This window comes from Brevibacterium sanguinis (assembly GCF_003315415.1).
Lineage (GTDB): Bacteria > Actinomycetota > Actinomycetes > Actinomycetales > Brevibacteriaceae > Brevibacterium > Brevibacterium celere_A.
Genome location: NZ_QNSB01000003.1, coordinates 98,183 through 110,876, shown reverse-complemented (window position 1 = coordinate 110,876; position 12,694 = coordinate 98,183). Strand labels below are relative to the sequence as shown.

Sequence of the window (12,694 nt, the reverse complement as noted above, 5' to 3'; positions counted from 1 at the left end):
GATGGACTCTCCCAATGAAGGGCAGTCATCATGTATCTGCTGATCGTCTGTGCGGCGTCCTGGCTCGCGCTCCTCGGCGCGTTCTCAGCGGCGTGGGTCCACGCCGCGCAGCCGTGGTCGACCGCCGAACTCCTCGTGCTCGGGGTCGTCGGCACCGCCGTGCTGGCATTCGGCCGGATCGGCGTCACGGCGCTCATCGCCCTGGCCCTCGGGCTGCTCCCCCACGGCGCGCTGCGGCGACGGATGGCCCGAACCCTGCTGCGCTGCGGACCCGTGCTCCTGCGCTCGAGCGTGCTCGCGGTGGTCTCCGCCTCCCTGATCGCCCAGACCGCCCAGGCGACGACGCCTGTGGAAACCCCGGCCGCAGCCGCCGGCGCTGTCGCGGGCGCCTCGGTGCCTCCCGACCCGGGGTGGCCGACGAGCGACGAGTCCCCTCCTGTCCGGCCGGACCCCGGCTGGCCGACGACGCCTCCGGCCGAGGACGAGCGAGGGCCGGGAGATTCCGAGGACCGACCCGAGGAGCCGGGCGCGCGCCCGGCGCCCGATGGCCCCCGTGACGACGATGACTCTCGTGACGACGCCCCTCGAGGACATCCGGACGAGGATCACCCATCCGAGGGCACGGGCGCGAGCGACGACCCGGCCGCGTCCGCGGATCCCGTCGTCCATGTCGTCGTTCCCGGCGATTGCCTGTGGTCGATCGCCGCGGCCTACTCCGAGGGGAGCACCGCGCGGGCCGCCAGGGAGATCCATGAGGCCAACCGCGCGGTCATCGGCCCCGATCCGAACCTCATCATGCCCGGCCAGCGATTGGAGATCGACTCATGACCGCACCCCTCGTGCTCTCGCGTCCGCGCGCGGCGTCACCGGCGCGACCGCTGAGCCGTCGCACGGCGCAGGGTCCCCGACCACCCGGTCCGGAGGACGACGCGCGCATCGCCGCCACGGCCCGTTCACTGGCGGTCGCCTGCCTGGAGATCTTCGCCGGGCTCAGGCGCAGCGAGTCCATCGCCCGCTGGGTCGATCGTGACCTTCTCGAGAGGATCGACCGTCGAGCTCAGCTGCGCGCGGAGCTCAGTCCGCCGCGACCGCCCGCTGACCCGGATCCTCGTCGCCGGGTGCGGGCAGGCACCGCCAGGGTCTGCCGCATCGACGACGGCATCGCCGAGGTGACCGTCGTCGTCCACACTCCCCAGCGGAGCCGGGCCGTGGCGATTCGTCTGGAGCTCATCACCACCCGATGGACGATGACCGCTCTGCAGACGATGTAGCCCCGCCGCCGTGACGGCCTCCGATCAGCCCTTGACCTTCTTCTTCTGCCGGCGCTGGGCGCGGTTGCCCACCGGAGCCGCGTCCTCGTCCTCGCTCTCGGTCGAGCTCGTGCTCGAGCCGTCGACCGAGGGAGCGGTCAGCTGCATCTTCGGGGTCGTGTGCCGCAGCTCCGCGGCGTCCACCTCGACGTCCGAACCGTCGCTCGCCTCGACGGGCTTGCTGACGGTGACCTTGAGCGTGTTCGTCAGGCGGACGACATCCTCCTTGATCCCGTCCTGCATGGTGGTGAACATCTCGTAGCCCTCGCGCTGGTACTCGACGAGCGGGTCCCTCTGCGCCATCGCCCGCAGGCCGATGCCGTTCTTCAGGTAGTCCATCTCGTAGAGGTGCTCGCGCCAGCGCTTGTCGATCACGGACAGCACGACCCGGCGCTCGAGCTCACGGGTCGCCTCCTCGCCGAGCTCCTCCTCCCGCTGCCGGTAGAAGAGCTCGATGTCGGCGTGGATCTCCTGGTTGAGCCGGTTCTTGGTCAGCTTGGCGAGCCCGCCCACCTCCTCGGCGAGGTCCTCCTCGGTGATCGACGGGGTGTAGATCTTGCCGAGGGCGGTGAAGAGCTCGTCGATCTTCCATTCCTCGACCGGACCCGTGGTCGCCTCGGCGACATAGGCGTCGATGACCTCCTCGCGGAACTTCGCCACCTGCTCGGCGAGGTCCTCGCCGTCGAGGACCTTGCGGCGCTCGGTGTAGATGACGGTGCGCTGCCGGTTGAGGACGTCGTCGTACTTGAGCACGTTCTTGCGCTGCTCGGCGTTGCGCTGCTCGATCTGCGTCTGGGCGGAGAGGATCGCCCGGGTGACCATCTTCGATTCGAGGGGCACGTCGTCGGGGACGTTGGCCGTGGCCATGATGCGCTCGGCGGCTCCGGAGCCGAACAGGCGCATGAGGTCATCGGTCAGCGACAGGTAGAACCGGCTCTCGCCGGGGTCGCCCTGACGTCCCGAACGACCGCGCAGCTGATTGTCGATGCGCCGCGATTCGTGTCGCTCGGTGCCCAGCACGTAGAGCCCCCCGAGCTCGGTGACCTCCTCGGCCTCGGCCCTGACCTTCTCCTCGGCGGCGTGGAGGACATCCTGCCACTGCGCCTCGTACTCCTCGGGGTTGTCGTGGGGATCGAGGCCGCGCTTCTCCATCTCGGACACGGCGATGAACTCGGCGTTGCCGCCGAGCATGATGTCGGTGCCGCGACCGGCCATGTTCGTCGCAACGGTGACAGCGCCCTTGCGGCCGGCCAGGGCGACGATCGAGGCCTCCCGGGCATGGTTCTTCGCGTTGAGCACCTCGTGGCGGACCCCGCGCTTGGCGAGGTGCTTCGAGAGGTACTCGCTCTTCTCCACGCTGGTCGTGCCGACGAGCACCGGCTGGCCGAGCTCATGCCGTTCGACGATGTCGTCGACGACGGCCTCGAACTTCGCGACCTCGTTCTTGTACACGTAGTCGGGCTGGTCGATGCGCTGCATCGGCTTGTTCGTCGGGATCGGGACGACGCCGAGCTTGTAGGTCGACATGAATTCCGCGGCCTCGGTCTCGGCGGTGCCGGTCATGCCCGAGAGCTTCTCGTAGAGGCGGAAGTAGTTCTGCAGGGTGATCGTGGCCAGCGTCTGATTCTCGGCCTGGACCTTGACGTTCTCCTTGGCCTCGATCGCCTGATGGAGACCCTCGTTGTACCGGCGCCCCTTGAGGACTCGGCCGGTGTGCTCGTCGACGATGAGCACCTCCCCGTCGAGGAGGACATAGTCCTTGTCGCGCTTGAACAGCTCCTTGGCGCGGATGGCGTTGTTGAGGAAGCTGATGAGCGGAGTGTTCTCGGCGTCGTAGAGGTTGCCGATCCCGAGGTAGTCCTCGACCCGCTCGATGCCGGGCTCGAGCACGCCGACCGTGCGCTTCTTCTCGTCGACCTCGTAGTCCCGGTCCGGCTTGAGGCGCTTGACGACCTTCGCGAACTCCTCGTACCACCGGTTGGCGTCGCCTTCGGCGGGACCGGAGATGATGAGCGGGGTGCGGGCCTCGTCGATGAGGATCGAGTCGACCTCGTCGACGATGGCGAAGTGATGTCCGCGCTGGACGAGCTCCTCGGCCGACCACGCCATGTTGTCGCGCAGGTAGTCGAAGCCGAACTCGTTGTTCGTGCCGTAGGTGATGTCCGCGGCGTACTGCTGGCGGCGCTTGTCGGCGGGCATGTTCGCGAGGATGCAGCCGGTCTCCATGCCGAGGAACCGGAACACGCGTCCCATGAGGTCCGACTGGTAGGTCGCCAGGTAGTCGTTGACCGTGATGACGTGGACGCCGTTGCCGGTCAGGGCGTTGAGGTACGCCGGCAGCGTCGCGACGAGCGTCTTTCCCTCACCGGTCTTCATCTCGGCGATGTTGCCGAGATGGAGGGCCGCCCCGCCCATGAGCTGGACGTCGAAGTGGCGCATGCCCAAGGTCCTGCTCGAGGCCTCCCGGACCGCGGCGAAGGCCTCGGGCAGCAGCGAATCGAGTGTCTCGCCGTCCTCGTACCGCTTCTTGAAGCGATCGGTCTCCTCCCTCAGCTCAGCGTCGGTCATGGCGCTGAACTCCTCGGACAGCTGATTGATCGCGTCCGTGTACCGGCGGAGCTTCTTCAGCGTGCGGCCTTCACCGGTCCGCAGAAGCTTCTCGAGGAAATTAGCCACTTCACTCCTAGATGGCTCGTGGAGAGCCTGACGACAACTCGAATGACTGTATAGTTCCTAGCTTAACGGCAGGTGAGTGCCTTCGATGTCCAGCGCCTCGGCGCCCAGCCAGCGGGCCATCGCCTCGAGTTCGGCCCGGAGCTCGGCGGTGTGCTCGTGCCCGGGCTCCCAGGTGATGCGGTGCGCGCGCAGGGTCTTCGCCCGGGAGTCGCGATGGAGGTCGACACGGGCGACGAGGCGGTCGCCGAGGAGGAACGGCAGGACGTAGTACCCGTGCACCCGCCGGGCGGCGGGAGTGTAGATCTCGATCCGGTAGTGGAAGTCGAACAGCCACTCGATCCGCGGCCGGTGGAAGACGAGCGGATCGAAGGGCGCGAGCAGCGCCCGGGCCGTGACCCTGCGCGGAGTCCGCGCCGCATGCCACTTCAGTGCGGCGGTGCCCGCGACGTCGACCTCGACGAGCTCCCCCGTCCCGAGCAGCTCGGCGATCGCGGCATCGGTCTCGGCGCGGGACTGGCGGAAGTAGTCGGCGAGGCAGTCGGGTCGGGCGACGCCGAGCGCCTTCGCCGCGATCCGGGTGAGCTCGAGGACGTCGTTGCTCGTCCCCGAGACTCCCCTGCGCCGGGCCTCTTGACCCCCGTCGATGCCGAGCGTCGGCGCCCACGCGGGGCCGTAGACCAGGTCGGGCCGCGGCAGCAGCGGGTGGACGTCGCGCGGCAGGGCGTAGATCCGCTCGAAGTGGTCGTTGCGTGCCGCGCAGCTGACCACTCCCGCCATGAACAGCGCCTCGAGCGCCAGCTTCACCTGGCTGGGGTTCCACCCCCAGTGTCCGCGGTCGCGTTCGGGGATCTCGTGGTCGACGAGCGCCGCGACGTCCCGCGCGGACTTCGGACCGGCCTCGAGGACCTCGAGGACGGAGCGCTGCAGCCGGCGGAACTGCGTCCCGGTCTCGGCATGCCGCTGGCCGTAGTCACCCCGCCACCATTCCGTGCGCATGCGCTCGAAGTGCCGCAGCGTCTCCGGCGGGACGTAGGCGGCCGCATGCGCCCAGTACTCGACGCCCATCCGCGGTGCCGTGCCGAGCAGCCGGTCGAGCGTCTCGCGCGGGTAGGGACCCAGTCGGGAGAAGAAGGGGAGGTAATGGGCGCGCACGACACGGGCGACGGAATCGATCTGCACGAGCCCCAGCGTCGCGAAGACGGTGCGCAGCTGTCTGGCGGTGACGGCGGCGGGCCGGGGCCGGGCCAGACCGGTGGCCGCGATCGCGGTTCTCCGGGCCGCTGACAGGGTCATCTTCTCCATGGCCCAAGACTAGGACACGGGGCGGACACGAGAATCGCCGAGGCGGATGCGCTCGCACCCGCCTCGGCGATGGGTCTCGACCGATGGTCGGCGAGAGTCAGTCGAGGGCGGCCTCGAGTTCGTGGTCGAGCGCGATGACCCCGTAGCTCCAGCCCTTGCGCCGGTAGACGACCGAGGGCTTGCTCGACTCCTCGTCGATGAACAGATAGAAGTCGTGGCCGACGAGCTCCATCCGGTTGAGCGCCTCCTCGATGCCCATCGGGGCGGCCGCGAAGGTCTTCTCGCGCAGGACGATCGGGGAATCGCCCTCGGCCCTGATCCGGCCGTTGGTCTTGTCCGTCGCCGGTGCCTGGTCCTCGACCGGGGCTTCGTCGCCGGCGGGAGCATCGTTGACCGGGACCTTGGCCAGCGCCTCGGCGGTGGATTCCTTTCGGTGCCGTCCTGCCCGCGGCACCTTGTTGCGGTCCCTGGCCCGGCGCAGTCGCTCGACCAGCTTCGCCCAGGCGAGATCGAGGGCCGCGTACTTGTCGCTTGCCATGGCCTCCGCCCGGATCACCGGGCCCTTCGCCACCACGGTGAGTTCGACTCGCTCGCTGGTCTCCGGCTGCCGGGTGTTCTTCTCGTGTGCGACGAGGACCTCGACGCGCTGCGCCCGGGGAGCGAGCTGCTCGACCTTGGCGATCTTGTCCTCGATGTGGGCGCGAAAGCTGTCGGAGATGGTCAGTTGACGTCCTTTGACAACAATGTCCATGATGCGTCCTTAGCGACTCGATCTTCGGATGAATCCGATCCCATTCCCTTGGATGGGTAGTCACCGTTATACAGTAAAGGGAGAGACAAATCGAGTGCCTCCCCGGCCGAGTCCGAGAACAGCGGCGACAGCGGGTCTGATCTGCACTGATGCCAGAATTCGTGCGCTTTCCGCCAGAGTCGCGCCGGTGGTCGCGAAGTCGTCGACGAGGATCACCGCACCGGCGCCGAGCACCTCGGGGCGGGTGAGCAGTTCGCGGGCGCCGGGTGCGAGGAGCTGCGTTCCCGACGCGTTCTCCTGTCGGGCCCGCGCCCCCAGCCCCACCTGGTCTCGGCGCCTGCGGGCGCGCAGCACGTCGACGACGAGCAGCCGCAGTTCGGGGGCCAGCGCGGCGGTGCGGCGGGCCAGGGCCGCGGTGTGCGAGCCGCCGCGACGGCGCCGGGCACGCTCCGAGCTCGGTGCCGGGATGACGAGGACCGGTCCGGGCGAACACGGAGCCATCTCCAAGGCAGCGGTGATGGAACGGGCAAGCCCGAGTGCGAGCGGGTCGAGGATGTCGCGGCGGCCGTCGTCCTTGAAGCCGACGACCATCCGCGACAGGTGGGCGGTGTACTCCGCGATCCCCACCACCGGGATGCCCCCGTAGCGCGGTTCCATCGCCCGCGGGATCCCGGCGAGCAGGTGCAGGCATGCGGTGCACAGGGAGACGTTCTCCCGCCCGCATCCGGCGCAGCGGCGTGGGAGGAGCAGCTCCCCGAGCTCGGCCAGCAGACCCATGGGGGAATAGTACCGGCTCAGCCGGGGTAGGACGGATCCTGCGCCGAGATGTCGATGAGCTTCTGCCAGGCGTTGGAGTTGTAGGAGTAGATCTCGCCCTGCTCGCTCGTGACGAGGATCGACCGGCCGTCGTCCCCCGCCGAGATCCGGCTGCCGTCGGGGAGTTCGCCGAGCTGCTCGGGCGGTCCGGTGACGTCGATGCGGAAGGGCTGAGCCGGCTCGCTCCGCTCCATCGACGCGAGCGCCACGAGGGAGGTCGAGCCCGCCCAGGAGATGTCCTCGATCCGGTTGAAGATCGATCCCATCTCGATCGGCGTCGCCGAGAGCCCGTTGGTCGGGTTGCCCGCGTTGTCCCGGGGAATGCCGACGACGTCGATGCGCGCCGGCTGGCCCTCGATGGTGCTGAGCAGGGCGATCCTGGTGCCGTCGCGGGAGACCTCGAGGTCGAGCAGCTTCCGACCGTTGAGGAAGTCGGCGCCGACGTCGAACACCTCACCGTCATCGCCGACGGCCCTGATCTCCCCGGGATTGTCCTGCTCCGCCGTCCACACGGTGCTGAAGCGGTCGATGCTCGGTCCCACGAGGTTCTCGCCCTCGAGGATCGTCGCCGGCTCGCGGTCGTCGTCCTTCAGTCGCATCAGCTTCCTGCCGCCGTCGGCGAGGTAGGAGAAGACTGACCCGTCGAGGGACACGGCCGGGTCGCTCGCTTCGGCGTCGAAGAGGTCGGGGCTGTTCTCGACAGGGGTGACGGTGGTCCCGGAGATGCGCGAGAGGCGTCCGTTCGCGAGCAGCACCGGTGGGCCGTCGACCTTGACCGAGGAGTCGACCCGCGGCTGCAGGCTCTCGGACACGGTCTGGCCGTTCATCGTCAGCTCGACGCTAGAGATCGATGGGACGGCCTGCAGCGTCGAGGCGATCTGGGAGCGGATGAGTCCCTTCTCCCGGTCCGTCGGCGCCGGCTTCTGCTCGTTGAGCGTGATGCGGGCGACTCCGTTCTCGACCGTGACGACGTTCGAGTCGCCGAGTTCGGCCCCATCGGGGATCGCCGTGACCACCGCGCCGGTGAGGTAGGGGGCAGGCCCGCTGAGCAGCTCGTTGACGAGCACCGTCGGGGTCGAGGAGGACCTGAGGAACCATCTGGAGTCGGGAACGAGATAGGAGAAGTCGGAGGTGAAGAACTTCAGCGAGTAGTTGAGGAAGACCGTGCGGAACGCGGCCTGGGAGATGAGCAGCCCGTCGGGAGCCGAGGAGATCCTCCACTCCCCGTTCTCCTGCCGCAGCGAGAACTCGAGGTTCGACCGGGTTCCCGGCTTCGTCGAGTGGTAGATGCCCGAGGAGTTGACGAGCCCGGTCACCGGCGCCGAGAGGTTGAGGCGCTGCTGGTCGGAGGTGACCTCGTAGTTGAGGGAGTCGAGGTCGACATCGGTGGGGAGCAGGGAGACGGACTCGAGCGGACTCCACTCCTGTGCCTCCGCCTCGGTGAGGTACGAGCGGGCGACCGAGAAGTTGTTCCCGGTGCCCGCACCGGCGGCGAGGAAGCCGCGGACGATCTCGCCGACGCTCGCGCCCGGCGCAGGTCCGTCGGGGGTGCGGGCGCTGTTCGCGCCCGGCTGGGTCGAGCCCGCGTCGATGTGGCCGACGGGTGAGGAGGTGGGGATGGAGGCGCAGGCCGTGAGCGCGAGGCACGCGCACAGGGCTGTCGCGAGCATCCGCAGTCGTGTCGTCATCGCTGCAGTCCTCCTTCTCTCGGTTCGGAGTCGGTGTCGGCGGCCGGAGCCCGGGTCGCTCCCGTCCCGGGTGCGGTCCCGGTCTCCTCGTGCCCGGCGCCGTGCCCCGAGGAGTCCGGCCCTGGCGTGCCGGACCCGGGTGTGTCGACCGTCGGGGAATCGGATGGCCTCTCCTCGTCGGCGTCGGCATCGGGTTCGTCGACGAACCCCTCGTGGCTCGGCGAGTCGAACTCGGCCTCGACGACGATGGGGATCGATCCGGTCTGGATCCGGACCGATCCGTCGGAGGACAGGGGCCCGGCGACGAGGGCCGCGCCCTGGATCTGGGCGTCCCGGGGAGGCAGCGGCAGCGGCGAGGAGGTGATCTCCTGGTCGGGACGGCGCGGGATGGTCAGCCGGAAGCACGAGCCCTCTCCCGGTTTGCCCCAGACCTGGAGCCATCCGTTGTGGAGGTGGGCGTCCTCGAGCGAGATCGCCAACCCCAGTCCGGATCCGCCCAGGGTGCGCTTCCGGGCGGGGTCGGCGCGCCAGAACCGGTCGAAGACGTGCTCGACCTGCTCCTCGGTCATGCCCACGCCGTGGTCGCGCACGCTCACGGCGACCGCCTCGGCGTTGGACGCGACGTAGACGTCGATCGGCTTGCCCTCCCCGTGCTCGATCGCGTTGACGACGAGGTTGCGCACGATCCGGGTGATCCGGACCCGGTCGACGTCGGCCATCACCGGTGAGGACGGGGCGTGGACGATGATGTGGGTCGACATCTGCTCGGCGACCATCGACACGGATTCGATGACGGAGGTGACGATGGCCCCGACGTCGACGGGCTTGGCGACCAGCGCCGCGGCGCCGGCGTCGTAACGCGAGATCTCGAGCAGGTCGGACAGCAGGCTGTCGAAGCGCTCGGCCTGCGAGTTGAGCAGCTCGGCGCTGCGGGCGGTGACCGGATCGAGGTCGTCGCGGGCGTCGTAGATGAGGTCGGCCGCGGCGCGGATCGTCGTCAGCGGGGTCCGCAGCTCATGGGAGACGTCGGAGACGAACTGCCGCTGGAGCACGGAGAGCCGCTCCATCTGCTGGATCTGGTGCTGGAGGGTGTCGGCCATGTCGTTGAAGCTCTCCCCCAGCACCGCGATCTCATCGTTGCCGGTGACGGGCATCCGCTCGTCGAGGTCGCCGTCGGCGATGAGGCGGGCCACCTCGGCGCCGGTGCGCACGGGGGTGACGACGAGGCGGGTGACGATCCACGCGACCGCACCGACGAGGACGACGAGGACGAGGGCGGCGACGAGCATCGAGTTCTGGACGAAGTCGAGGGTGTCCTGCTGTTCGGAGAGATCGCCGAGGTAGTAGAGCTGGAACTGCCCGGCCCCGGGGATCGTGACCTCCTGGGTGATGAGCAGGCCCGGCGCCGAGGATCCCGGCAGCGTCACCGACTGGTAGAGCATGTCGTCCTGCGGGGCGCGCGCGATGGCCCGGCGCAGCTCGTCGCTGACCGGCACCGAGGCGCGCGGATCGTCACCGGTCACGGTGCCCGCGGTGATCGTCGAGAACGAGGAGTTGGGGTCCTTCGGCTCCAGGGTCAGGGAGAACAGCGACCCCGTCGACCGGTTGGAGATCGAGTTGAGCTGGGAGCTCAGGGTCTCCTGATCCACGGCATGGCCGTCGACGGGAGCGAGCCCGCGCAGTTCGGAGACGATCGTCGCGGCCTGGGAGGACAGCGACTGCAGGCGCGTGTCGAAGAGCCCACGAGCGATCTGCTGCGACATGTACGTCCCCACCCCGAAGATCGCCACCGAGGTGAGGACGATGGTGAGGACGACGATCCGCACCTGCAGGGAATGGCTGAACGAGCGCACGAGGAAGCGCCACAGTGAGCGGATCCCCTCGATGGCGCTGCGCACTGCTCCGGCCGGGGCCGGGAACCGCTTCACGCCGCCCGGCCGGCCTTATAGCCGACTCCGCGGACCGTGACGATGATGTCCGGCTTCTCCGGGTCGCGTTCGATCTTCGAGCGCAGCCGCTGCACGTGGACGTTGACCAGTCGCGTGTCCGCGGCGTGGCGGTAGCCCCACACCTCCTCGAGCAGGGTCTCGCGGGAGAACACCTGCCAGGGTTTGCGGGCCAGCGCGACGAGGAGGTCGAACTCGAGCGGGGTCAGGGAGATCGGGACGCCGCCCTTGGTCACGGTGTGGCCGGCGACGTCGACGACGACATCGCCGACGGTGAGCAGCTCAGGGGCCTGGGGCTCCGAGATCCGCAGGCGGGCGCGGACGCGGGCGACGAGCTCCTTGGGCTTGAACGGCTTGGGCACATAGTCGTCGGCGCCGGACTCGAGTCCGAGGACGACGTCGACGGTGTCCGACTTCGCGGTGAGCATGATGATCGGCACCGAGGAGACCTCGCGGATCTCCCTGCAGACCTCGAGGCCGTCCTTGCCCGGCAGCATGAGGTCGAGGAGGACGAGGTCGGGGCGGACCTTCTGGAACTCGTCGAAGGCCTGGTCCCCGGTGGCGCAGAAGAAGGGTTCGAAGCCCTCGCTCTTGAGAACGATCCCGATCATCTCGGCCAGAGCCGTGTCATCATCTACTACGAGGATACGAGCATTCATTCCCCTATTGTCCCCTATCAGAGTTCGTTCTTTCACCTCGACACTCGCGGTCGGCCGTGCCGCGAGGCGGCGCTCAGTAGCGGTAGTGCTCCGGCTTGTAGGGGCCGGCGACGTCGACGCCGATGTACTCGGCCTGCTCCTTGCTCAGCTCGGTCAGCCGGGCGCCGAGGGCCGGCAGGTGGAGTCGGGCGACCTTCTCGTCGAGTTCCTTGGCCAAGCGGTGCACGGCGTTGTCGTAGCGGTCGTGGCGCTGCCACAGCTCGATCTGCGCGAGCACCTGGTTGGAGAACGACGCGCTCATGACGAACGACGGGTGGCCCGTGGCGTTGCCGAGGTTGAGCAGTCTGCCCTCCGAGAGGACGAGGATGTCCGTGGTCTCGCGGTCGAGGCCGAGTTCGGCGGGGACCGGCACGGTCCACTCGTGGACCTGCGGCTTGATCTCGACCTTCGACACGCCCTCGATCCGCTCCAGCCCGGCCAGGTCGATCTCGTCGTCGAAATGGCCGACGTTGCCGACGATCGCGCCGGGCTTGAGCTTCTGGAGCACCTCGACGCCGACGACGCGGGTGTTGCCGGTGGTCGTGATGACGATGTCCGCCTGGGAGGCGACGTCGTCGAGGAGGTCGACCTGGTAGCCGTCCATCGTCGCCTGGAGTGCGCAGATCGGGTCGATCTCGGTGACGATGACGCGCGCACCCTGCCCGCGCAGCGCCTCGGCGGCGCCCTTGCCGACGTCGCCGTAGCCGACGACGACGGCGATCTTCCCGCCGATGAGCACGTCGGTGGCGCGGTTGAGGCCGTCGGGCAGGGAATGGCGGATGCCGTAGCGGTTGTCGAACTTCGACTTCGTCACCGAGTCGTTGACGTTGATCGCGGGGAACGGCAGGCTGTTCTCCTGTGCCAGCCGGTAGAGCCGGTTGACGCCGGTCGTCGTCTCCTCGCTCACGCCCCTGAGACCGGCGGCCAGAGCGGTGAACCGGCCCGGCTGCGCCTCGAGCGAGGTCCGCAGCTGGGTGAGGAAGGCCGTGAGCTCCGCGGGGTCGTCGTCCCCGGGCGTCCGCACTCCCCCGGCCGCCTCGGCCTTGGCGCCCTCGAGGACGTACATCGTCGCGTCGCCTCCGTCGTCGAGGATGAGGTTGGGGCCGTCGGGGAAGTCGAAGATCCGGTCGGCCGCCCACCAGTACTCCTCGAGGGTCTCGCCCTTCCAGGCGAAGACCGGCACCCCGGTCGGCTCCTCGGGGGTGCCGGAGCCGACGACGACTGCGGCCGCGGCCTCGTCCTGCGTCGAGAAGATGTTGCAGCTGGCCCAGCGGACGTCGGCACCGAGGGCGACGAGCGTCTCGATGAGGACCGCGGTCTGCACTGTCATGTGCAGGGAGCCGGCGATCCTGGCACCGGCGAGCGGGCGGGACCCCGCGTACTCCTCGCGCAGGGACATCAGCCCGGGCATCTCGCGTTCGGCCAGGCGGATCTGGTGGCGTCCGGCCTCGGCGAGACCGAGGTTGGCGACCTTGAAGTCGGTGGGGTCGAGCACTGTGCCTCCTGC

10 protein-coding genes are annotated in these 12,694 nt (G+C 69.0%); 2 read left to right on the top strand and 8 right to left on the bottom strand.

Annotated elements, in window-relative coordinates:
• Positions 1–30 precede the first annotated feature (30 nt).
• A complete protein-coding gene (locus tag DFO65_RS04820; protein WP_113903291.1) occupies positions 31–828 on the top strand; it encodes a LysM peptidoglycan-binding domain-containing protein in 798 nt (265 codons plus the stop codon).
• Positions 825–1,271, top strand: a complete 447-nt coding sequence (locus DFO65_RS04815) for an Rv3235 family protein (RefSeq protein WP_113903290.1) — start codon at positions 825–827, stop codon at positions 1,269–1,271. Before DFO65_RS04820 ends, DFO65_RS04815 begins: the two co-directional genes overlap by 4 nt.
• 24 nt (positions 1,272–1,295) lie before the next feature.
• Here DFO65_RS04815 and secA read toward each other — a convergent pair whose 3' ends face one another.
• From secA to ahcY, 8 genes are all read right to left on the bottom strand, one after another.
• Positions 1,296–3,986 (bottom strand): preprotein translocase subunit SecA, encoded by a 2,691-nt coding sequence (gene secA, locus DFO65_RS04810; RefSeq protein ID WP_113903289.1) that lies wholly within the window; start codon positions 3,984–3,986, stop codon positions 1,296–1,298.
• Between the two features lie 57 nt (positions 3,987–4,043).
• A complete protein-coding gene (locus tag DFO65_RS04805; RefSeq protein ID WP_113903288.1) occupies positions 4,044–5,288 on the bottom strand; it encodes a winged helix-turn-helix domain-containing protein in 1,245 nt (414 codons plus the stop codon).
• A gap of 97 nt (positions 5,289–5,385) precedes the next feature.
• Positions 5,386–6,039 carry a ribosome hibernation-promoting factor, HPF/YfiA family gene (gene hpf / locus DFO65_RS04800; protein ID WP_113903287.1) on the bottom strand — a complete coding sequence of 218 codons (654 nt, stop codon included), beginning with the start codon at positions 6,037–6,039 and terminating at the stop codon, positions 5,386–5,388.
• Between the two features lie 66 nt (positions 6,040–6,105).
• A complete protein-coding gene (locus DFO65_RS04795) occupies positions 6,106–6,816 on the bottom strand; it encodes a ComF family protein (RefSeq protein WP_113903286.1) in 711 nt (236 codons plus the stop codon).
• A 17-nt stretch (positions 6,817–6,833) separates the two neighbouring features.
• On the bottom strand, positions 6,834–8,543 hold the full coding sequence (locus DFO65_RS04790; protein ID WP_113903285.1) for an LpqB family beta-propeller domain-containing protein: 1,710 nt from the start codon (positions 8,541–8,543) through the stop codon (positions 6,834–6,836).
• The gene (gene mtrB / locus DFO65_RS04785; protein ID WP_245940484.1) at positions 8,540–10,471 is read right to left on the bottom strand and encodes an MtrAB system histidine kinase MtrB; all 1,932 of its coding nucleotides are present in this window, start codon (positions 10,469–10,471) and stop codon (positions 8,540–8,542) included. Before mtrB ends, DFO65_RS04790 begins: the two co-directional genes overlap by 4 nt.
• Positions 10,468–11,148, bottom strand: coding sequence for an MtrAB system response regulator MtrA (gene mtrA / locus DFO65_RS04780; RefSeq protein WP_113903284.1), 681 nt, complete (start codon positions 11,146–11,148; stop codon positions 10,468–10,470). Before mtrA ends, mtrB begins: the two co-directional genes overlap by 4 nt.
• A 73-nt stretch (positions 11,149–11,221) precedes the next feature.
• Entirely contained in the window at positions 11,222–12,682 is a 1,461-nt protein-coding gene (gene ahcY, locus DFO65_RS04775; protein WP_113903591.1) for an adenosylhomocysteinase, read from the bottom strand.
• Between the last annotated feature and the right edge of the window lie 12 nt (positions 12,683–12,694).

Coding starts and splice junctions, on each gene's coding strand:
- mtrA (WP_113903284.1), bottom strand. CDS start 11,148: ATGAATGCTCGTATCCTCGTAGTAGATGATGACACGGCTCTGGCCGAG.
- DFO65_RS04795 (WP_113903286.1), bottom strand. CDS start 6,816: ATGGGTCTGCTGGCCGAGCTCGGGGAGCTGCTCCTCCCACGCCGCTGC.
- DFO65_RS04790 (WP_113903285.1), bottom strand. CDS start 8,543: ATGACGACACGACTGCGGATGCTCGCGACAGCCCTGTGCGCGTGCCTC.
- DFO65_RS04805 (WP_113903288.1), bottom strand. CDS start 5,288: ATGGAGAAGATGACCCTGTCAGCGGCCCGGAGAACCGCGATCGCGGCC.
- DFO65_RS04820 (WP_113903291.1), top strand. CDS start 31: ATGTATCTGCTGATCGTCTGTGCGGCGTCCTGGCTCGCGCTCCTCGGC.
- DFO65_RS04815 (WP_113903290.1), top strand. CDS start 825: ATGACCGCACCCCTCGTGCTCTCGCGTCCGCGCGCGGCGTCACCGGCG.
- hpf (WP_113903287.1), bottom strand. CDS start 6,039: ATGGACATTGTTGTCAAAGGACGTCAACTGACCATCTCCGACAGCTTT.